Genomic DNA, 21,243 nt, shown 5'->3' on the forward strand with positions numbered 1-21,243 from the left:
GCCGATCCGGTTATCGGGATGCGGTGTGGGGACCATCCCCACACCGCAGTAGCTTTCGACGTAATCGCGGTCCTGTCCTATCGGTACGTCCCTTCGCGGTAGTGTCACGCGCGCATAGGTGTTACTGACCGGGCGAGTCCTGCGGGAACTCCACCTACGACGAGTGCCCTCGAACTGGAATCCGGCTTTACCTGCATGTGATGCAGCACCAATGATTTCGTAATATTCTAGTTCCGCTGCTCATCAATTGATGACGGGCCTGGGATCTTCCGGCGGTCTACGGAGCAGCTGAGGTCCTGGCGAGAACTGCACGGTGCCTTTACCGTGGTCGGTATGGCAACCTTCGCAGACGATCCCGTCGGTACCTACGCCCGGTACATTGCCGCCTGCAACAAACGCCGGTTCGGCGATCTCGACGAGTTCATCGCCACCGATGTCGAAGGTGTCCGCAGCGGTGTCGAAGGCTACCGCGACGGCCTTCAAGACATCACCGTCGCGTTCCCAGACTTCAACTGGCGCATCGAAGATTTGATTGTCGAGGGCCGGTCGATGGCGGCCCGGCTGACAGACACCGGCACCCACCAGGGTGAGTTCGACGGGATCCCTGCCACCGGGCGGCATGTGCAGATTCGAGAGCTCGCGGTGTACCGGATCGATGACGACGGAAAAATTGTGCGGTGCTGGGGAGACCTGGAAGTTGCATTGCGCAGTGAGCTGCTCACCGGCGGAAAATAGCAGCTCATATGCGAATGCAGTGGCAATGCGTGTGAGTCCGACGCTTTGCCTCAAAGTAAGGCCGCCTCCGGCCAAACGGGCGTGTACACAGGACACCGCGTCGATCATCCCGCTGACATGACACGAACAAGAAGACCATCGAAGACGTGCACTGGGCCGGTGTTACCAGGACAGGCGAAGGCTCTTCAGTTCCTTCGATTCGACGATGCGGCCGTCCCATACGAATCGGTCGTCGGGTATTCCGGTGTGTGCGGTCAGATTTTCGGGGTGTAGCGACTGGCTGTGATCGCGGCTGCTCAGGTGGGCGATGACCCCGGTTTCGTCGTCGATCACAATCGTGGTGGTGAGTCCGGTGGGCGACGTCAGATCGGTCGACCATGCCGGGCGGCCATCGTGGTCGAGTGCCGTCGGGGCCTGCGTGACGTACTGGGCGGGTGTGCGTCGTGTAAGGAGTGATCGCGGGCCGAAGAGATCTCGCGGGGTGAACAGCGCGCCGAGCCGGATTAGGCTGGTGGTGCGTTGGTGGACCATCTGTCCATCGATGCGGGCGACGGGCACAATGTCGGTCGAGCTCGACGACGCGTATACGACTTCGCCGTTGCGTTCGACCCGCCAGCGATCACCGCGGCCGTAGCGGAATTCGAAGTGGTCGTCGACGAAGCCTGTGTCGGTTGCACCGACGACGTGCAGCGAGCCTGACAGGTTGAGGTCGGTCGCCGCAGTGTTGCACGCTGTGAGCTGTTGCCACGTCGGTGCAATCACCGTATTAGATTTACACCTGCTCTCATTGCACTTCGTCGTCCTTGATGGGGATGCAAGTCTTCCGACCGGCCAGCGCTCCCAACCCAGACGCTCGATCGATAACCCCGCCCATTCCTCTCGAGCGCGGATCAATACGACCAGTCTTGATATGCAGGGTTACCTGTAGACGCCTCCATGTGTTGTGCCGCAGTATATCTGGATTCGTGCCGCCATTAAGGGGCTCATCGGGTGCACCACCACGATGTGGCCGAGGGCGATATCGCCAGCCCACAACCCTGGTTCAGCTCCTAGGTGGGCGTGGCAACACGGTTCCCCAACCGGCGCGGTGCGCAGACGAAAGGTGGGACCCTTGCGAGCATGATCGGTCGACGTGTGGGACTGACGATATTCCTGGTGGTGACGGCGGCCCTCGCGTCCTACGGTGTGCTCTCCACCCCGGAGTCGAGGTCGGTCGCCGAGATCGGCTCCGCTGATCAGTTCGTGTGCGCACTGCCCCAGGACGTCGGCGGCTACCTCGCCGCTCCTCCGCAACAGCAGGCCTTCTTGCCACGTCCTGCGCCGGGCACGGTGCCCGAAGAGTTCGAACCGGTGACGGCCGTGGTGTGCGACATCGGCATCGGCGACCACGTCGCTGCGGACGGAACCGTCACCTACGTCGAACGCCGCTATGCCGGTGACTTCGACGCCGCTGTGCGGGAACTGAACAGGCCGCCCACTCGCCGCTCGATCTTCGACGCCCACTGCCTGGCATCCGTTCTCGCGGCGGCACCGGTCGACATGTGGCTCCTCGACGCCGACGGCCGAGCCGTGCAGCCCTCGTATCCACGTGGCGACTGCGGACTGGACAACACCCTCGGACTCGCCGAGATCCTCGAACTCCCAGAAGTGGGCACCACCGAACACCAGGTCCGTCTCGACACCGCAGGAATCGCCTACTTCTTCTCATGCTCGCCCGTCGTCTCGACACCGACACCCGGGCTGCGGTCGCTACTCGACCTGACGCTGACACCGTCCGGGTTCTGTCACTTCGACAACGCCGGAGCCAGTCCGGAGTTCGCCGGCGCGGATCGATACGCGCCCGAGCCGTATCTCGACTGGAACGCCACTCTCACCGACCTCGAGCCCGCCGGCCCCTGCAATCAGCAAGCAACATCGCTGGCTACCACCTCCACGCAGTCCAATATCGGGGACGAGTACGTCACCATCGATATCCACATCGAACTCGACGGATGCCGACGCATCCTGGCGGACGGCTTCACACCGTTGGCGGCACCCGCCGCCTACATCGACTCGATCAACAGCGCCACTCACTGACTCGACCCTGATCAACATTCAGACTTCCCGCTGACACCGCGCATCGGACAGAGCGCACCGAATGCCGGCGTGAAACGTGCCGAGTCCCGAATCGCTGGCGTCGACGGCCATGGAGTGCGGGCGAATCGACTCAGCTGTGTCACAGCGTCGCTGTGGTGAATTCCATCAGGCACGTTCTCGCGCGAATCACGGCCTCGCTCAACGGATCCACGATGGCACCTTGACGGGGCCAGAGGGTGAACGACTGCGCTTCTCCGTTGATCGAGATGATGGACTCCGAAGCTCCGTCGGCCAAAACATCCACGGACACCGTCCCACCTTCTGGACCGGACCCGTTCCTACCCAACTCCCAAACACCCTCGAGCATCGACCCGTCCGTAGTGGAGAACTGCATGGCGATCACGTAATAGTGCTCGTACGCCCCCGCCTCACCGTGCGGCGCAACCTCTTCTGCAACCGACACGAAGGCTTCAAGTGGACCAACCGATGGCCGACCCACAAACAGCTCGCTCAGACTCGAGGTGACCGACAAGCACTTGCGGTCCTCGTCTCCGCCCGGTCTCATGACGAGCGCGACGATTAGCGCCGTCGCCGCAACAGCGACGACGATCGCTATCGACCACAGTCGTATAGCTCGCTCTCTGCGCATAGTGCACGACGTCCTAGCACATCAGACTTGATGAACGGAGACCGAATTCGGCCGGGACCTCCGGAGGATATCCGGGTACCTCGGGTACCTCGGCCTGTTCCGAGCAGGGCTGGAAGAATTGAGGCGAACGGGAGCCGGCGTCATCTATGACTAAGCCACCAGCCGGCCGCGGTAACGCTGGGTGCAGTTCGCAGTCGGTATTCGTGTTGCGAACAAGCGATTCGGCTCACGCAGAATGCATAACGTTGACGTGCAAGCTATTTCGCCTGGAGTGCTTTGCGTGCTTTCCGTTCTACGAACAACGGGACGAAGTCGCGGATGGAGTTGCCCTCGAAGCGGGCGTGCTCCGCGGCGATGGTCTCGTCGATGACCGATGCGGGCACATCGGGGAACAGTGCTGCGAGGCGATCGCGGACGGCGTCGATGTGCTCGTGTTCGGTGGTGGTAGTCATGATTTCAACGATCCGCTCTGCTCGGGGCTAGGTCAAGAGGGGGGGTCCTGCGCAGTCTCTGGGTCGTGCCGTCGGTGCCTACCCCGAGCCATCGGGAAAGCGCGCGTGGAGGGCGTCGAGTTGGCGGTGCAGCTCGTACAACATTTTTCGCTGCGACCGGGCTTCTTCGTTGTGCCAGAGCCGGGCGGTGCCTTGGCCGATTTGTCTGGCTTTGTGGGCGAGTTGTTCGGCTTCGTCGACGAGCGCTGAGACTGCGTCGATCTCGACGGTCAGCATCGCAGCGAAGACCTGGGCTTGTGCCCGATCGGAGCTGTCGGGCTGCCTTCGGGATGCGGTCGGTGACGTCGGCTTCGTGCTGGGTGCGTTCATCTTCCGGTCACCGGAACGTGCAGAGTGTCCCGTTCCAGGTGAATGTGTGATGAACTGCGCCGATCCCGTGGCAGTGTCCACTGCGCTCGTGGTGGTCATTGCCCGACCTGTGGTCGGCCGACGGATGCTGCGCTGTGTTCGAGGCGTCGACGGCACACACGCAACAGTGCGTCCACGGTCCGGGAGTCGAGGTCAACAGACTGTTCAGGGTCGGCCAGTTGGTGCCGGAGCCTGCGGAAATACGTTTCCGGCGGTATGCCGAACGCGACCATGATGTCCTCGGCGTCGCCGCCGCCGTAGGGCATCCACTGGAGCGCGAACGCGAGCATCCGATCGCGCTCGTGCGGGGTGTCGGGTGTCGGCGGCATGACTGCAGTATCACCCGGCCCCTCGACCGTCGCAGTCGCCGCAAGCAACCGTAGGGCGACTAACAAGTGAACACTGAACAAACGCGCTGGAAGACTCGCCGCCGGTGGCAATGAACCACAGACCGAACCCGCTCCCCGCGTGCATTCACGGTAGTCGTGGACTCGCGATGCCCGCAGGTCAGGCGGCGATCGTGAGAAACGCGTAGTGAAAATTACTGTTAACGAGACGTGTTGATGTAGGACGAGTTGCTTCTGCATCTCAGGCGCTGTTCTATCGCGGCGATGGTGTTTCGGTCTACACGACCTGCGTTCTTGAGACCGTCCGGGTGGTGTCGAGTCTTAGCGTCTTCTGGAGGCGGCGGTGATCGCTGCGGCAATCAGTATTGCTCCGGCAGCTATGGACGTGGTTGCTGTCCATCCCCACCAGTGGACTGCTGAGGCACCGAATGCGGTGCCGACGCTGCCGCCGATGAAGTAGACGACCATGTAGGCGCTATTGAGCTGGGCGGGCGCGGTGGGGTTGATGGCAAGCACGGTGCTCTGGTTAGCCACCTGGGCGGCGAACAGTCCAGCGTCGAACAATCCCAAGCAGATGAGTGTGACCGCGGTGTTCGACAGGAACAGCGACATCGCTGCGGCGGCGAGGACTGCTAGGACGAGCCCGACCAAAATCACCGCGCGCGCGCCAACGCGGTCAGTCCAGACGCCGGCAAGCCGGGTGGCGAGGATGCCCAGCAAACCGGCGAACGCGTAGAGCCCGATTCGCTCGGCCGAGTAGGAGAATGGTGGTTGCGACAGTGCAACTGCAAGACCGGCCCACACCGTGCAGAAAGCGAAGAACCACAAAGCTCCGCGGCCCGCAGCCAACCGGAGCAGTGGGTGACGAACGAATAGACCAGGTAGTGCACGGACCGTGGCGAGATATCCGGTCGTGACGCGGCCGGTGGTGGCGGGAAGGACGGATCGCGCTGCCACGGCGATCACCACGCACGTTGCGGCGAAAGTGAGAAGCATCCCGCGCCAACCGATGACGTCGGTCAGCCAGCCGCCAACAATGCGGCCGGCAAGGATGCCTGCGGAGATCCCGGCAGTCACGATGCCCAGGACTGTGGCGCGTCGGAGCGGATCAGCGAACCGGCCCGCTACCGAGCTCATCTGCGCGCCCACGGAGGAACCAGTCCCGACAACGCCCACAACGAGGCCCAACAGCCACGGGTCTACGACCGCGGCGTTGAGGGCCAAAACTGCTGCTAATGCGGCGAACTGGACAGACAGCACGTGTCGGGGTGCGAACCGATCGACCAGCGGCACCAGCAGAATCAACCCCAGCAGGTAGCCAACGGGCCCACACGCCAGGGCAACGCCGACCTCGGCGACCGAGACATCCATCGAGGTGGCCACCTCAGCCACACCCGGCTGGAGCGGATAGATGGTTGCAGTACCAATCGCGGCGGCAAGCGACATGAACCACACGACAGGCGATCTCAAAACTGTTGGGCGGTCCAGCGAATCTGAAGAAGTGGTCATGACCGAGAAGTGTTGTCGGCAAGACAACCCGTCGCTGGCGGGAATCCGACATCACCATCGGACCATCCAATGATCAGCAGGAATCGGTACTTGGGAGGTTCGACTGAGCTTGGCCAGCTACAGACACGAAGGGCCGCTGGACGGTCTACCGTTTCTGGTCGCGAGAACGGGAATCACACTCTGCCGCCTAACTCGAGGCCGTTCCTACCGCGATTGCGGCGAGGACGATGTAGACGCAAGCTGCGATGTAGTTGAAGGTGAGGTTGCCGCGGACTGGCCACAATACGACCAGTCATGATATGCAGGGTTACCAGTAAAGTGCTGTAAATTACTGCGGCACTGCATCTCTCATTTCGAGTGATCGAGCAAATTGAGTGACTTCCTGCGGTCGCACACCGACACGGTTGCTCCTCGTCTCTGCCGCCACTCGACTCGGCGACGCGCCGATTCTGTAGTGTGGTGGTCATGACAAGTCCCGAATCGGACAGAGCGGGGGCTCACGGTCACGCCGTCAGCCCCCCGAAACTCTGAGGTTCTAACCTCCCCGCCCACGTCTACGTGTGGCGGGTGTTCGAACGATTCGCGGGTTGGCCGTGGTGACAAGACGCCGTCTGTCCAATCTCACCTCGGAGTTACTCGATGCCTTTCGCTCTCTATTTGCTCGCTCTTGCGGTTTTCGTCATGGGCACATCGGAATTCATGCTCGCGGGCCTGGTCCCGGCGATCGCCGACGGTCTCGACGTATCGGTCGGTTCCGCCGGCCTACTCACGTCGGCTTTCGCAGTCGGGATGGTCCTCGGCGCGCCCGTCATGGCTGCGTTCGCGCGCCGGTGGCCCCCGCGCGCCACGCTCGTAGGATGCGTGGTGATCTTCGCGGTGTGCCACATCGTCGCCGCGCTCACTCCCGCCTTCTCCGTGTTGTTCGCTACTCGTGTTGTCGCTGCCGTCGCGAACGCCGGGTTCTTGGCGGTTGCGCTGAGCACCGCGACCCGTCTGGTTGCACCGGATCAGAAAGGCCGCGCGTTGGCAGTGTTGCTGTCCGGCACGACGATTGCGACCGTCGCCGGTGTCCCTGCGGGAGCACTGCTTGGAACTGCACTGGGTTGGCGGGCCACTTTCTGGGCAGTGGCACTGCTGTGTGTACCGGCAGCAGTGGGGATCGCCGCCGGCATTCGCGGCGACCAGCGAACCGTGCCGGACGGGACTGTCCGTGACTATTCTCTGAAGACCGAGCTGGCTCAGCTTCGAGCGCCTCGCCTGCTTGTCGTGATGCTGCTCGGAGCGCTCGTCAACGGCGGAACCTTCGCCGCATTCACCTACCTTGCACCCGTCGTCACCGAGACCGCCGGCCTGAGCGCGGTGTGGGTGCCTGCGGCGCTGGTGCTGTTCGGCACCGGGTCCTTCCTCGGAGTGGTTGCGGCGGGGCGCATTTCGGACACCTACCCCCGTCTGCTTCTGGTGCTCGCAGCACCCGCTCTTTTCGTGGGGTGGGTTGCTCTCGGAGTGCTCGCCACGCGCCCTGCGCTGCTACTGATCCTCGTGTTCGCCCAAGGCATTCTTGCTTTCGCGGTGGGAAGCACGTTGATCGCGCGGGTGCTGTACGCGGCGTACTCCGCGCCGACGATGGGCGGTTCCTACGCGACAGTCGCATTGAACATCGGTGCTGCTGCAGGACCTGCCCTCGGGGCGGCAGCACTGTCAGGTACGGGCAACCTCGCTGCAGTGGGGGTCGCAGCAGCGTTGACCGGAACAGCACTGCTCATCTTGCTGCCCACGCTGCGGCACATCACACCGCCGAACGGGAGTGAGAAGACACCCAACCGCGAGTCGAGATGAGCCACCGATTCGGCTCACTGTGGGCTTAGAACTCGCTCCTCAGTGTTGGCCAACACCAACAGATCGGTGGAACACCTGACCAGGGCACGCGGCGGTGGGGCATAGTTGTCGAGAGCATGGGACTCGCACCCTCGACTCAGCGGTGGTTTGCACCGGTACAACAGGTGGAACACCCGACTTTCGGGCGGCCGGGTTGGTGGGCGATTCGCCGATCGGCTTGCCAGGTTAAGAACCTACTCCGCGACTGCTGACGCGTGGCCACGTCGGCCCTGCCGCGATCAAAGCGACGGCAACCCCGCAGAGTATGAGTACCGCAAAGTTGTCTATCGGGATCACCGGGTCACTCGATGTGTACCGCACCTGCTCGTAGAAATAGCTTTGCCCGAACTGGAACGCCGCCAGCGCAGCGACAACTACCGCGGCCCACCTGTTACGCCATCGGGATGTGAACAGCTCGAACGCAATTACTACTTCAGACGAGGCCATCACGGCGAACGCGATCCACAACGATTCCTCGAAAATCGACAACCCCGTCCAGGACACGACAAGGATGACGACGAGCCCGGCCATGATGCACTTCTTCATGAATACCTTCCGATTTCAAACCGCAAGCGGGTACTGAATACGTCCCGTTGCGCTTCTTTGTGGCCGTTTGTGCTGGGCAGCGCGCCTGCTCGCGACACGTGGTGCATCGGTTTCGGATATCGCGACCGGAGTGACGTCGAGTGGCGGGCTAGTGGTTCCAACGCTCGCACACCGAGGTAGCGGGCGACAGAGTAGTAACACCTACATCGATAGGGACAAGCTGTCGTCGGCGACCACATGCGTCAGCGAGGCACTGCAGCGCACACCCTTGCTGAGGGCTTCTATGCAGCCGGTCGTATGCACCTAATGCTGAGCGTGGAGTGTGTAGTCCGGGCACTATTATCGGGACTGACCGCAATTCAGCAATTCCTGGTATGCAGAGCTACCAGAAAACATCTGCATGTACTGTGTTGCAATAGGTTTCGATGATCCGCGCGTTTTACCGCAGATAACGAGTGGTGTCTGGTGACGCCGACCAGCAGCCTGGCTTGTCGGGCTGCATCGACGTTGGTGCTGCCGTCTACCCGCAGTGGCGTCGCGGTTCTTCCGGTGGCTTTCCAGGCAACCGTCCGCGCTGGCTGTAATCCCAGGGCCTCCTCCGGGCCGAACAGGGAAATCGACAATGATTTGTTTTACATCGGTGCTGCCTGTAGAGCGTTGCTACCGATCGTGCCGAATGTCAGACCCTGACAAGTACCCTCGGATCACGCGGTAACCGCTCTTCGAGGAGGTCAAGTGCGACGATACGCAGTCGCTGGCGCGGCACTGGGCGTAGTGACAGTCGACTGCGCGGTTGTCTTGGTGCTCACTGGCGGACCGACTGCAGGGCAACCGAACGAAAAGGAAGGACCAGCGATGTCGACGAGCGAAAACATTCCTCCCGATCTGCCAGAAGTCATGGAAGAACCGGCAATCGACTATCTCGAGGAACCCTGGATCGACGGACCTGAACCAATGACCCGCGAGGAATTCGGGCGAGACTCCAAACCGGACGCAAACACCGTAGACCAGCCTTTTCAACCCATTGGTGAGGAGGGCAGCGCCGGCGGCGGCGAGTCTTCGGTGATAGAACGCACCCCTGAGTAATTCGTCGGTGATGCGTATACGGTGACGGCAACGAGGGCAGTCCCGATGGATCTGGACCCCTTAGGGAACCTTGACAGCGGCCGCCCGTGCATGCCCCGCGTCGGGGCGTAGGCAATACGACAAGTCTTGATATGCAGGGTTACCAGTAAACCTCCGCATATGCTGTGTGGCAACATGTTTCGTTGATTGGCTGAGGCTGAAACCAGTCGGCGATTCCGATGGAGCGAGTTCGACGAACAGGCCTCAAGCTCATGCGCCCGGACTACCTGTTAGCGTTCGCCGTCGAGTTGGTTGTGACGAGCTCCGACGGGCACCAGTGCAGCTGGCGTACCTATGGGCCCGAGTTGTACGAGGTCCAGCCTTCGCCCGGATCTGATTCCTCTTCGGGGTCGGTCGCGAGGAATCCGTCGTCGACGGTGTTGGAATCGGGTCGCGAGTCCTTGATAAGCCCGGTTCTTGTGACTGGCGTATTCGAATCGCGAGTCATCGTCCATGCGCCTGTAGGCCCACGGCCAGTAATACTGCCGCCGCCGTTGCTGCTGCTGGCTCCGTTACGGGGCGGATGCGAGCTCTCGGTCAGTGGGTTGCGATGTGTGCAATTCCTTTCCAGCCCCAGTAGATTCGATGTTTGGTGATGCGGGTGCCGTCGAGTTCCATGACTTCGACGAGGTCAAGTTGATCACCGGCGGGTGTGTGTCGGGGGTATTCCCAGATCAGGCGGTGTCCGTCGAATGCGTAGGTCTCGGAACGGTGGAGCGACCGTAGTTCGTTGTCGTCGGGGCGGCGTCGGGGCGTTTCTTCGAGGAAGTTGTCCAGGGCGATCCGGCCTTCGACAATTCCGGAGGTCTGGTCGAGAAGTACAGGTACAAGCGGGCTTTCGAGTGTCGCATCGTCTGCGTAGAGTGCCCCGAGGGCCGGAGCATTGCGTTCGCTGATGCGTTTGTGCCACTCGTGGAAGACGTAGGCGGCTTGTTCTGTGGTTGCGGGCACGTCGAATCCTGTTCTGTAGCGGAGTGGTCAGAGGTTCACGAGTCCGAGCAGCGCTTCCAGTGCACGGTGCCCTCGGGGTGTCAGTGAAATTGCACGTTCCCGGGGTTTGCGGGTGATCCATTCGGCGTCGACGAAGGTCCGGCAGATCTCGGCACCGAGGGTCCCTGCGATGTGGTGGCGTTGCTCGGTCCAGTCGACGCATGCGCGCAGCAGCGGGCGTCGGGACCGAGACTGCCGTGCGGTCTCGATGTCGACACCGATGGCGTCGAGAACATCGTGTGCTCGCGGGCCCAGTTCGTAGGGGCAGTCGTCGCCGGTGCCTGCGGACAACGGGTCGGTGTCGGCTCGGCCTGCGTCTGCCCGGCCGTCGGTGCGGACCAGGGCCCGGGATTCGAGCAGAGCCTCGGTGATGCTGACACCGAGCTTGCCGGCGATGTGGTCGTAGCAGGTTCGGCCTTGGCGCAGAGCGTTGGCGCGGGTGCCTTGGCGCAGGCTGGTGATTTCGTACGGTTCGGCGATCAATGCCAGGGACTCGAGTGCGGCGGCGATCTCGGGTCCGGCCAGGGTGTAGTAGCGGTGTCTACCGGTCGCGGCGACCCGCAGCAGGTTCCCGGTGACGAGCTTCTTGAGGTGACCGGAGGCCGATTGGGCACTTATACCGGCCTCGGTGGCCAGCACGCTGGCGGGCAGTGCACGCCCGTCCGCCAAGGCCATCAGGATTCGTCCGCGGGCCGGATCGGCGATCAGCACCGCAACGGATGCGACGTCTGCGTCGCCGTACCGGCTAGTGGCCGCGGTGCGGGGACTCGAACTGCTCATGCGTACAGTCTGCGCCGATGTCAGTTCATCGTCCGGTGAAGTAAGTCGCCGCCAGGCTTCGGAAGTATGTCCACTACTTCACGGCCCAGTGGCTGACCGAATCAAGCGCCTTCGTCCGCCCAGCTCCATTCGCCAATCCGGTGCCGATTTGCGGACCGCGGCGGACGCGCATGGACGACAGAAAACGCCGCCTTCGACCCAATTAGGAACGAATAGTGACACCCTCGCGGCACGCACACAGAAAAGACGGCTCCGGATTTCTCCGAAACCGCCTCTGACCTGCATCTATGTGTCGGGCTGACAGGAATTGAACCTGCGACCCCTTGACCCCCAGTCAAGTGCGCTACCAAACTGCGCCACAGCCCGCCGCGCCTCGAAAGGCGCATGCTGAGATTACCCCAGCCCTACCCCTGAGAGGAAATCGCCTGCTCAGGAGCAAGGCCGGGAAACATCAGCGGTTGTTGCCCTTGCCCGGCCGTTCCCGCTTCTCGCGGATACGCACCGAGACGCGCACGGGGCTGCCGTCGAAGTTGAACTCTTCACGCAAGCGCCGCTCGATGAAGCGGCGGTAACCGGCCTCGAGGAACCCGGTGGTGAACAGCACGAACGTAGGCGGCCTGGTGCTGGCCTGTGTCGCGAACATGATGCGCGGCAGACGTCCGCCACGCATCGGCGGCGGAGTGGCCGCCACGACCTCTTTGAGCCACGTGTTGAGGCGCCCGGTGGGCACACGCTTGTCCCACGACTCCAGAGCCGTCTCCAGAGCGGGAACCAGCTTCTGCACCGCGCGGCCCGTCTGCGCCGAGATGTTCACTCGCTGCGCCCACGGCACCCGAGCGAGATCGCGATCGATCTCCTTCTCGAGCTGCTGACGACGATCGTCGTCCACCAGATCCCACTTGTTGAACGCCAACACCAGCGCGCGGCCGGCGTCGGCGACCATGCTGAGCACGCGCATGTCCTGCTCCGAGATCACCTCGGAGGCATCGAGAAGCAGAATCGCGACCTCGGCGGCCTCGATAGCGGACTTCGTGCGCAGCGAAGCATAGAACTCGGCACCACTGGCATGGCTGACGCGCTTGCGCAGGCCGGCAGTATCGACGAATCGCCATGTCTTGCCGCCCAATTCGACCAACGAGTCGACAGGGTCGACGGTGGTTCCGGCAACATCGTGCACCACCGAGCGTTCATCTCCCGAGAGCTTGTTGATCAGCGAGGACTTGCCCACGTTCGGCTTGCCGACCAGAGCGACACGCCTGGGTCCCCCACCGGGGATGCCCTCACGCGGCGTCTCGGGCAGTGCCTCGAGCACACGGTCAAGCAGATCACCGGTTCCACGGCCGTGGGTGGCCGAAACCGACAGCGGCTCGCCCAGCCCGAGCGACCACAGTGCGGCAACCTCTGACTCGGTGCGGCCGTCGTCGACCTTGTTGGCCACCAACAGAACTGGCGTCTTCGACCGGCGCAACACGCGTGCGACAGCCTCGTCCGTCGTCGTCGAACCGACTCGCGCGTCTACGACCAACAGGATCGCGTCGGCGGTGTTCATCGCCAATTCAGCTTGGCGCGCAACGGATGCCTGCAGACCCTTGGCGTCGGGCTCCCAACCGCCGGTGTCCTGCACCAGGAAGCGTCGACCACTCCAGTTGGCCTCGTACGACACCCGGTCGCGGGTAACGCCGGGGACGTCCTCGACGACGGCTTCGCGTCGTCCGATGATGCGGTTGACCAGCGTCGACTTACCGACGTTCGGACGCCCCACAACGGCGAGAGTCGGTACGGCAACGGCGTCTTCGCCGTCTTCGCCCTCGTTGAGGTCGACGTACTCCCACTCGCCCTCATCACTCCATATTCCGTCGCCCGCGGTTTCCGCTGCGCCGGAGAAGAATTCTTCACTCACTGCACTGCTCCAGTTCTGTCGTTGACCACGAGCAGCAAGCGCTCCATCACACCGTCGAGATCCAGCTCGCTGGTATCGACCATCACCGAATCCTCGGCGGGACGAAGCGGTGACACTGCTCTTGTCGAATCTGCATGATCACGGCGTTGCACATCCGCGAGCACGGATTCGTAGTCGTCGCCGCGACCTTGCTCTACGTTCTGCTTGTTGCGACGTTCCGCCCGCGCTTCCGGGGACGCAGTCAGAAACACCTTCACGTCGGCGTCGGGAAGTACGACGGTGCCGATGTCCCGGCCCTCCACCACGATTCGCGCCGACGAGTTCACGAGATCCCGCTGCAGCTGCACCAACAGTTCACGCACTGCAGGCACAGCAGAGACGGCCGAGACGGCCTTGGTGACGGCATCGCCGCGGATTTCACCGCTGACGTCCTCACCGTCGAGCAATACGGTCTCGGACTGTGGGTCCTTCCCGATCTCGAGGGGAAGTGCAGCAACAGCTTTCGCTACTCCGTCTGCATCGGTGGGCTCGACACCCGATCGCAGCACCCACACTGTTGCGACGCGATACATCGCACCGGTGTCGAGGTAGCTCGCTTCGAGTGCCGACGCGAGCCGACGCGATACCGACGACTTACCGGTGCCCGAAGGCCCGTCCATCGCCACGACGAGCGCACTCATCACAGGCCTACGGATTCGTAGAGCTTGCCGATCTCGCCGCGGCCGAGAACACGCAGTGTTCCTGGACGCTGATCGCCGAGCACGATGTTGCCGACATCGGTACGCACGAGGCGTCCGACCGGGAATCCGACCTTGTCGAACAACCGACGCACGATGTGCTTGCGGCCCTCGTGCAGGGTCACCTTGACGAGTGACTTGCCGTCCGAAATGTCGAGCAACTGGAAGCCGTCGACCTTGACCGGGCCGTCGTCGAGAGTGACGCCCTCACGCAGCTGCTTGCCGAGTGTGCGGGGAATGGTGCCGAACAGCGTCGCCAAATAGGTCTTGGAGACCTCGAACGACGGGTGCATCAGGCGGTGAGCAAGGTCACCGTCGTTGGTGAAGAGCAACAGCCCTTCGGTGTCGGCATCGAGGCGGCCGACGTGGAACAGTCGCTGCCCCGCCTGGACGCGCTCGGAGACGATGTCGCCGACGCACGGGCGTCCGAGATCGTCGGACATGGTGCACTGCCATCCACGCGGCTTGTTCATCGCGAGATGAACCAGCTCTTCCTTCACCACGACGCGGGTGCCGTCGACGCGGACCACGGCGATGTTCGGATCGATACGGATGCCCTGTTCGGTGACGATGCGTCCGTCGACCTCGACGCGGCCGTCGGCGATCAGTTCCTCGGCGGCACGACGCGATGCGACACCGGCCTGTGCGAGCACCTTCTGCAGACGAACACCTTCACCGGCAGGCACGTGCTTGCGGGGCGAGGAATCGGTGTGCTGGTGCTTCGCCGGCTTGGCGTTGCTGATCGTGGTCGTCGGAACCTGCTTCTTCTGCGGCTTCGGCGGCTTGGGACGCGACGGCTTCTTGCGGGGCACCGCGTCGTTGCTGCGGTCGTTGATGCCCGTGTCGACAGGCTTGTAATCGAACGATACGTCCTGCTCGACGCCTCTGCGGGGATCAGGTCGACCTCCGGTTCGGGGGGCTCCTGCGCGGGGTGCTCCGGCTCGGGGTCCTCCGGTTCGAGGTGCACCAGTGCGGGGGGCACCGTCACGGGGCGCAGCATCGCGGGTGCGATCTCCGCGGCGTGCGTCACGCGGAGTTTCCGACCTACCTGCGGTCGGCTTCCTGCGTGGGTCTTGTCTCTTGTTACGGTCCGGTGTGCCATCACGGCGAGCGGGCTTGTTCACTTGTCTTACCTATCAGTCGTCCGAGTCGAGCTCGGCTGCCGGATCGGGTTTCGATCCGCGGTTCTTGGTGGAGCGGGTCGTTCTCGGGTCGGTGTCCATGCTGTCACTGATCTCGTCGATCAGGTCCACTCCCGGCAACAGCGGTGCCAGTTCGGGTAGATCACCGAGAGATGCGAGCCCGAGCCGTTCGAGGAACAGCTCGGTGGTGCAGTACATCGTTCCGTTCGTCTCCGGGTCCGTTCCTGCTTCGGAGATCAGTCCACGGGCGAGCAACGTACGCATCACTCCATCGACATTGACTCCGCGTACGGCGCTGACTCGTGCGCGGGTCAACGGTTGACGATAGGCGATCACGGCCAGGGTTTCCAATGCTGCGCGTGTGAGCTTGGACCGAGCGCCGTCCAGAAGCAGCCGTTCGACATACGGCGCATACGCGGTTCGGGTGTAGAAACGCCACCCGTCACCGGCATAGCGAAGGTCGATTCCGCTGGTTCGCTCGGTCAGTGCTGCGGCCATCTCGTTCAAGGAGGCGCGCACGCGAGCGACCGATGCACCCACGGCCGAGGCGAGCTGCTCATCCGAAGCGGGGGTGTCCACGATCAGCAACACAGCTTCCAGCGCCGACGCGAGGGTGGCGTCGTCGAGCTCCTCGGAATCGTCGACGTCCTCGAGCTCGAGTTCGGGGTCGGCACTCATGCGTAGTCCTCTTCCGTGACCACGATGGGTCCTTCGTCCTTACCGGTCCAGCTCACTCGGAGATCGCCGAGCGGCTCCGGTTGCTCGAATGCGACAACCCGTTGCCGGAACAGCTCCAGCAACGCCAGGAATCGCGCGATTATTTCGACCTGCACCCCGCAGTCCTGCACCAATTCCGAGAACGACGCCCACTCGTTGAGCCCGCGGCCCTGCAGATTCTCGAGTATCCACTCGGCCTGCTCGGGAATCGAGACGGCGTGCTGGTGGATGTGATCGAGCCCTACCTGCGGAATCGGCTTGGGCCGAAAGGCGGCAGCGGCGATGTCTGCGAACCTGGCGGGGTCGACGCCGAGCAACACCTCCGGGATCAGATCGGCGTACCTGTCTTCCACCGACACCGATCGTGGATAACGCCGCAGCGCAGCAGCTTCCAGCTCACCGAACAGCAGTGCGACCTGCTTGTACGCGCGGTACTGCAACAACCGCGCGAACAGGAGATCTCGCACTTCGAGCAACGCCAGATCCTCGGCATCCTCGACGTCACCCGAAGGCAGCAGACGAGCTGCCTTGAGATCGAGGAGCGTGGCTGCGACGACCAAGAACTCTGTCGTCTGGTCCAGTCCCACATCGGCACCGAGAGACTTGGTGAACGAGATGAAATCGTCGGTGACGGTGTGCAGCGCCACTTCGGTGACATCCATGCGGCGCTGACTTATCAAGGACAGGAGCAGGTCGAACGGCCCCTCGAAATTGAGCAAACGAACCCGAAACTTCGACGGATCCGCGTCGGCGGGAACCTCGATAGGGGCCTCGTCGGCAGCGTCGACGGTCACGGACCCGACCGGTAGATCACCTCGCGCGCCAGAGCGCGGTACGCCTGCGCGCCGCCGGATTTCGGCGCCCATGTGGTGATGGGTTCACCGGCCACACTGGTTTCCGGGAACCGAACCGTACGAGTGATCACCGTGTCGTAGACGACGTCCCCGAACACCTCGACCACCCGTGTCATCACCTCGCGGGAGTGCAGCGTTCGGGCGTCGAACATCGTCACCACGATGCCGGCCAGCTTCAGCCGAGGATTGAGGCGATCGCGCACTTTCTCGACGGTGTCGTTGAGCAGTGCCAGGCCACGAAGGCTGAAATACTCGCACTCCATCGGAATCAGTACTTCGTCGGCGCATGTGAGCGCGTTGACAGTCAACAGACCGAGCGACGGCTGGCAGTCGATGAGCACGTAGTCGTAGCGATCCAGAATCGGATGCAGCACTCGCCCGAGCGTCTGTTCGCGGCCCACCTCGGTCACCAGCTGAATCTCCGCGGCCGAGAGGTCGATGTTGCTGGGCATCAGATCGAGGTTCTCGACGCGAGTCCGCATGATGATGTCGTCTGCGGAGACCTTCGCCTCGACGAGAAGGTTGTAGACCGTGAGATCGAGTTCGTGATGCGCGACGCCCAAGCCCGCGGACAGAGCGCCCTGCGGGTCGAGGTCCACCAGCAGCACACGACGGCCGTAGCCGGCCAGCGAGGCACCGAGATTGATGGTCGACGTCGTCTTGCCGACGCCACCCTTCTGATTGCACATCGCGATGATCTTGGCCGGACCATGACTGGCCAGCGGTTGCGGGTCCGGAACCGACCGCGTTTTTCGGCCAGTGGGCCCGAGTTCGTTGGGGGCGGGAATGATGTCGCGCGACTCACGACTGGACTCCGGTTGACGCGTATGGAACAACGCGCCGTCGAGATGCGCACGATCCGAGGCTGACTCCGCCGCTGGCGGCTGCGGTGTCGACACGTTCCAGCGCTCCCCTGTCCCGTTCGTCTTCGAGTAGTTCACGCAAACGCTACCGCTTGAGACATCGCCGCTGTCACCGGACACGCTGACAGGCAGCGCTCGACCTCGTGCTACCGCGCCCGCGGATGCGCTCCCGCCCACACTTCGCGCAGTGTCGTGACGGTGACGAGAGTGTAGATCTGCGTCGTCGTCACCGACGCATGACCCAGCAGTTCCTGCACCACGCGTACGTCGGCCCCGCCGTCGAGCAGATGCGTGGCGAAGGAGTGCCGAAGAACGTGTGGTGAGACTCCGGAGGTGATCCCGGCCCGCCCGGCCGAGTCCTGCAGTACCTGCCAGGCGCTCTGCCGAGACAACCTGCCGCCGCGCACGTTCAGAAACAGGGCCGGGTTGGACCGCGCCACCAACCCTGGACGTCCACGCACCAGGTACGCGTCGATCGCCTCGATCGCCGGCCTGCCGACCGGGACGATGCGATGCTTGCCGCCTTTGCCGCGCAGCAGTACCGAGCGTGACTCGGTGTCGATATCGTCCACATCCAGCCCCACGGCCTCGGAGATTCGAGCACCGGTGGAATACAACAACTCCAGCAGTGCTCGATCACGCAGTCCGCGTGGAGCATCGGGGCCTGCAATCGACGCCGATTCGAGCAGTGCCACCACTTGATCGACGGGTAGCGATTTGGGCAACCGCTTGGCAGGCTGCGGCGGCTTGACCTCGCTCGCGACGTTGCGCTCGACCATCCCCTCGGCCAGAGCGAAGCGGTGCAATCCGCGCACGGCAATCAGCGTGCGCGCGGCCGAACTTGCTGCGAGAGCGGTGAACTCGTCATCGCCGCGCCGGAGGTACAGCACGAACTCGGTGATGTCGTTCTCGGTGACCTTGGCCAGATCGGCGATTCCGTAGCCACTGAGAAACCGCTCGTACCGCACCAGATCGCGACGGTACGACGACACCGTATTCTTAGCCGAACCGCGCTCGACCACCAGATGGTCGAGGTACGTCTGAATCTGCTGGCCGATCACGGTGGCTACTTTCGTGAACTCTTCCGCTTCTCGAATGCCGTGGGCAGATCGGGCCACGGTGCGTCGGCCGGGCGCAGCTCGGTGCCTGCGGCGCGGGCGGCAGCGAATGCAAGCACGCCGGCCACGGCGGACGCGTTCACGATCTCTCCTGCCAGTGCGCGACGGATGGCCTCGTCCATCGGCACGAAGGAGAGTTCGATGTCTGCTTCCTCGTCGTGCGCTTCGGGCCGATCCACCTCCGTCAGGTCCTGTGCGAGAAAGATCCGCACGGCCTCGTCGGTGAAACCGGGCGAGGCCAGCACGTCGACCAACACCGACCAGGTACCGGCAGCGAGGCCGGTCTCCTCGGCGAGCTCACGCTGAGCCGCCAGTACCGGCTGCTCCCCCGGCGCGTCGAGCAGGCCGGCCGGCAATTCCCACAGGCGTCGCCCGATGGGGTGCCGATACTGCTCGATCATCGCCACACGATCCTGATCGTCGACGGCCAGGATGCCGACCGCGCCATGATGCTCGACCACCTCACGCTCGGCCTTGCGACCGTTCGGCATCGCAACCTGATCGAGCCGAAGCGCCAGAATGGCACCGGAGTACGGCACCGACGAGTCGAGGGTGGTGAACTCGTGTCGGGGCTCGCTCATCCGACGGTCTCGGCGGCGGCGTCCGACTCCTCTGCCGCCACGGTGTCCCCGTGAATGTCGACCGGCAGGCGCTCCGCAGCCTTGTACTTCAGGGCCGCACTGATCAACGATGCGAACAACGGGTGTGGACGGGTCGGCCTGCTCTTGAGCTCCGGATGCGCCTGAGTGGCGACGAAGAACGGGTGCACCGAGGCAGGCAGCTCGACGAACTCGACCAGATGGCCATCCGGAGAAGTACCGCTGAACACCAAGCCGCTCTTGGCAATTCGATCCCGGTAGTCGTTGTTGACCTCGTAGCGGTGACGGTGGCGTTCCGAGACGTTCTCGGTACCGTACGACGCCGCGACGACCGAACCCTTCTGCAGGGTCGCCGGGTAGGCACCGAGGCGCATCGTGCCGCCGAGATCGGCGTCACCGGCGACGGCATCTTCCTGATCGGCCATCGTGGAGATCACCGGATCCTTGGTGTCCGGGTCGAACTCGGCGGAATTGGCATCGGTCAGACCGACCGAACGAGCCGCCTCGATGACCACACACTGCAACCCGAGGCACAGCCCCAACAGCGGAATCTTGCGCGTGCGGGCGAACTCGATCGCCCCGAGCTTGCCCTCGATACCGCGGATGCCGAAGCCACCGGGAATGAGCACGGCATCGACATCGCCCAACGCGGCCTGCGCCCCCGCAGGCGTCGAGCACTCGTCGGACGGAACCCACTTGATCTCGACCTTCGCGCGATGAGCGAACCCGCCGGCACGCAGCGCCTCGGTGACCGAAAGGTAGGCGTCGGGCAGGTCCACGTACTTGCCGACGAGGCCGACACGCACGGTTTCGCGTGGCTGGTGGACGCGCTCGAGCAATCCTCCCCAGATGGTCCAGTCCACATCGCGGAACGGCAGACCGAGCTGACGCACGACGTAGGCGTCGAGGCCTTCCTTGTGCAACACCTTCGGAATGTCGTAGATCGACGGCGCGTCGGGCGTGGAGATGCAGCCGTCGACGTCGACATCGCACATGAGCGCGATCTTGTTCTTGAGCCCCGGCGGCACGTCGCGATCGCAACGCAGGATCAACGCATCGGGCTGGATACCGATGCTGCGCAGTGCAGCCACGGAGTGCTGGGTGGGCTTGGTCTTGAGTTCACCGGACGGGGCCAGGAACGGAACCAGCGACACGTGCAGGAAGAAGACGTTGTTGCGGCCGACGTCGTGGCGAACCTGGCGCGCTGCTTCGAGGAACGGCTGCGACTCGATATCGCCGACGGTGCCGCCGATTTCGGTGATCACGACATCAGGCTGGTGGCCCTGCAGATCCGGCCCGTTCATGGCCAGAATTCGACGCTTGATCTCGTCGGTGATATGCGGGATGACCTGAACGGTGTCGCCCAGATACTCGCCGCGACGCTCCTTCGCGATGACCGTCGAATAGACCTGCCCGGTGGTGACGTTGGCGAAGCCTGACAGATCCCGGTCGAGGAAGCGCTCGTAGTGTCCGACGTCGAGATCGGTCTCGGAGCCGTCCTCGGTGACGAAGACCTCACCGTGTTGGAACGGGTTCATCGTGCCGGGATCGACGTTGAGGTACGGATCGAGCTTCTGCATGGTCACGCGCAGTCCGCGTGCGGTCAGTAGCTGGCCGAGGCTCGACGCCGTCAGACCTTTTCCGAGCGAAGACGCGACGCCCCCGCTGACGAAGATGTGCTTGGTGTCGGAACGCGACTGAAGGCGTGACAATGAGGCTCCCGTGACGTATCTGCAGGGCTTGCTCCTACCAGGGGGCTGATAAGAGAGGTAAAGCATGAAAATTGGGCCTGCTACCCACGGGACTTCACGGTAACACCAG

Annotated in this window: 22 protein-coding genes and 1 tRNA gene; 4 read left to right on the top strand and 19 right to left on the bottom strand. The window is 63.3% G+C overall.

Annotated elements, in window-relative coordinates; translation table 11 throughout:
• Positions 1-333 precede the first annotated feature (333 nt).
• Entirely contained in the window at positions 334-735 is a 402-nt protein-coding gene (locus QM797_RS17320; RefSeq protein ID WP_283276901.1) for an ester cyclase, read from the top strand.
• Positions 736-897: 162 nt separating this feature from the next.
• Here the strand turns inward: QM797_RS17320 and QM797_RS17325 are convergent, their stop codons facing one another.
• On the bottom strand, positions 898-1,497 hold the full coding sequence (locus tag QM797_RS17325) for a hypothetical protein (protein WP_283276902.1): 600 nt from the start codon (positions 1,495-1,497) through the stop codon (positions 898-900).
• A gap of 357 nt (positions 1,498-1,854) precedes the next feature.
• On the opposite strand from QM797_RS17325, the gene QM797_RS17330 reads away from it, so the two are divergent.
• The gene (locus QM797_RS17330; protein WP_283276903.1) at positions 1,855-2,811 is read left to right on the top strand and encodes a hypothetical protein; all 957 of its coding nucleotides are present in this window, start codon (positions 1,855-1,857) and stop codon (positions 2,809-2,811) included.
• A gap of 139 nt (positions 2,812-2,950) precedes the next feature.
• Here QM797_RS17330 and QM797_RS17335 read toward each other — a convergent pair whose 3' ends face one another.
• From QM797_RS17335 to QM797_RS17355, 5 genes are all read right to left on the bottom strand, one after another.
• A complete protein-coding gene (locus tag QM797_RS17335) occupies positions 2,951-3,274 on the bottom strand; it encodes a hypothetical protein (RefSeq protein WP_283276904.1) in 324 nt (107 codons plus the stop codon).
• 443 nt (positions 3,275-3,717) lie between these two features.
• Positions 3,718-3,912, bottom strand: coding sequence for a three-helix bundle dimerization domain-containing protein (locus QM797_RS17340; RefSeq protein WP_283276905.1), 195 nt, complete (start codon positions 3,910-3,912; stop codon positions 3,718-3,720).
• A 78-nt stretch (positions 3,913-3,990) separates the two neighbouring features.
• Positions 3,991-4,380, bottom strand: coding sequence for a hypothetical protein (locus QM797_RS17345; RefSeq protein ID WP_283276906.1), 390 nt, complete (start codon positions 4,378-4,380; stop codon positions 3,991-3,993).
• A complete protein-coding gene (locus tag QM797_RS17350) occupies positions 4,377-4,649 on the bottom strand; it encodes a DUF3263 domain-containing protein (RefSeq protein WP_283276907.1) in 273 nt (90 codons plus the stop codon). The genes QM797_RS17345 and QM797_RS17350 overlap by 4 nt, the downstream gene beginning before the upstream one ends.
• Positions 4,650-4,988: 339 nt before the next feature.
• Complete coding sequence (locus QM797_RS17355) at positions 4,989-6,176, bottom strand: MFS transporter (protein ID WP_283276908.1); 1,188 nt, start codon at positions 6,174-6,176, stop codon at positions 4,989-4,991.
• A 639-nt stretch (positions 6,177-6,815) separates the two neighbouring features.
• Between QM797_RS17355 and QM797_RS17360 the strand changes: the two genes are divergently transcribed.
• Positions 6,816-8,012 carry a Cmx/CmrA family chloramphenicol efflux MFS transporter gene (locus tag QM797_RS17360; protein ID WP_283276909.1) on the top strand — a complete coding sequence of 399 codons (1,197 nt, stop codon included), beginning with the start codon at positions 6,816-6,818 and terminating at the stop codon, positions 8,010-8,012.
• 225 nt (positions 8,013-8,237) lie between these two features.
• Here the strand turns inward: QM797_RS17360 and QM797_RS17365 are convergent, their stop codons facing one another.
• Positions 8,238-8,597 (bottom strand): hypothetical protein, encoded by a 360-nt coding sequence (locus QM797_RS17365; protein WP_283276910.1) that lies wholly within the window; start codon positions 8,595-8,597, stop codon positions 8,238-8,240.
• An 855-nt stretch (positions 8,598-9,452) separates the two neighbouring features.
• Here QM797_RS17365 and QM797_RS17370 point away from each other — a divergent pair.
• Positions 9,453-9,683, top strand: coding sequence for a hypothetical protein (locus tag QM797_RS17370; protein WP_283276911.1), 231 nt, complete (start codon positions 9,453-9,455; stop codon positions 9,681-9,683).
• 576 nt (positions 9,684-10,259) lie between these two features.
• Here the strand turns inward: QM797_RS17370 and QM797_RS17375 are convergent.
• From QM797_RS17375 to pyrG, 12 genes are all read right to left on the bottom strand, one after another.
• Positions 10,260-10,673, bottom strand: coding sequence for a nuclear transport factor 2-like protein (locus tag QM797_RS17375; RefSeq protein ID WP_283276912.1), 414 nt, complete (start codon positions 10,671-10,673; stop codon positions 10,260-10,262).
• Positions 10,674-10,700: 27 nt separating this feature from the next.
• Positions 10,701-11,492 (bottom strand): ArsR/SmtB family transcription factor, encoded by a 792-nt coding sequence (locus QM797_RS17380; RefSeq protein WP_283276913.1) that lies wholly within the window; start codon positions 11,490-11,492, stop codon positions 10,701-10,703.
• Positions 11,493-11,784: 292 nt separating this feature from the next.
• Positions 11,785-11,858: transfer RNA gene (locus QM797_RS17385), tRNA-Pro, on the bottom strand.
• A gap of 85 nt (positions 11,859-11,943) precedes the next feature.
• Positions 11,944-13,392, bottom strand: a complete 1,449-nt coding sequence (gene der, locus QM797_RS17390; protein ID WP_283276914.1) for a ribosome biogenesis GTPase Der — start codon at positions 13,390-13,392, stop codon at positions 11,944-11,946.
• On the bottom strand, positions 13,389-14,072 hold the full coding sequence (gene cmk, locus QM797_RS17395) for a (d)CMP kinase (RefSeq protein ID WP_283276915.1): 684 nt from the start codon (positions 14,070-14,072) through the stop codon (positions 13,389-13,391). The genes der and cmk overlap by 4 nt, the downstream gene beginning before the upstream one ends.
• Positions 14,072-15,253 (bottom strand): pseudouridine synthase, encoded by a 1,182-nt coding sequence (locus QM797_RS17400; RefSeq protein ID WP_283276916.1) that lies wholly within the window; start codon positions 15,251-15,253, stop codon positions 14,072-14,074. The genes cmk and QM797_RS17400 overlap by 1 nt, the downstream gene beginning before the upstream one ends.
• A gap of 12 nt (positions 15,254-15,265) precedes the next feature.
• Positions 15,266-15,949 carry an SMC-Scp complex subunit ScpB gene (scpB, locus tag QM797_RS17405; RefSeq protein ID WP_283276917.1) on the bottom strand — a complete coding sequence of 228 codons (684 nt, stop codon included), beginning with the start codon at positions 15,947-15,949 and terminating at the stop codon, positions 15,266-15,268.
• Positions 15,946-16,782: a segregation and condensation protein A gene (locus QM797_RS17410; protein WP_502942356.1), complete on the bottom strand. Its 837-nt coding sequence runs from the start codon at positions 16,780-16,782 to the stop codon at positions 15,946-15,948. Before QM797_RS17410 ends, scpB begins: the two co-directional genes overlap by 4 nt.
• Positions 16,779-17,741, bottom strand: coding sequence for a ParA family protein (locus QM797_RS17415; RefSeq protein WP_283276918.1), 963 nt, complete (start codon positions 17,739-17,741; stop codon positions 16,779-16,781). Before QM797_RS17415 ends, QM797_RS17410 begins: the two co-directional genes overlap by 4 nt.
• 110 nt (positions 17,742-17,851) lie before the next feature.
• The gene (xerD, locus tag QM797_RS17420; RefSeq protein WP_283276919.1) at positions 17,852-18,766 is read right to left on the bottom strand and encodes a site-specific tyrosine recombinase XerD; all 915 of its coding nucleotides are present in this window, start codon (positions 18,764-18,766) and stop codon (positions 17,852-17,854) included.
• A 5-nt stretch (positions 18,767-18,771) separates the two neighbouring features.
• The gene (locus tag QM797_RS17425; protein ID WP_283276920.1) at positions 18,772-19,404 is read right to left on the bottom strand and encodes an NUDIX domain-containing protein; all 633 of its coding nucleotides are present in this window, start codon (positions 19,402-19,404) and stop codon (positions 18,772-18,774) included.
• Entirely contained in the window at positions 19,401-21,134 is a 1,734-nt protein-coding gene (gene pyrG / locus QM797_RS17430; protein WP_283276921.1) for a CTP synthase, read from the bottom strand. Before pyrG ends, QM797_RS17425 begins: the two co-directional genes overlap by 4 nt.
• Positions 21,135-21,243 lie beyond the last annotated feature (109 nt).

The organism is Rhodococcus sp. IEGM 1381 (assembly GCF_030056795.1).
In the GTDB taxonomy this organism is placed as follows: Bacteria; Actinomycetota; Actinomycetes; order Mycobacteriales; family Mycobacteriaceae; genus Rhodococcoides.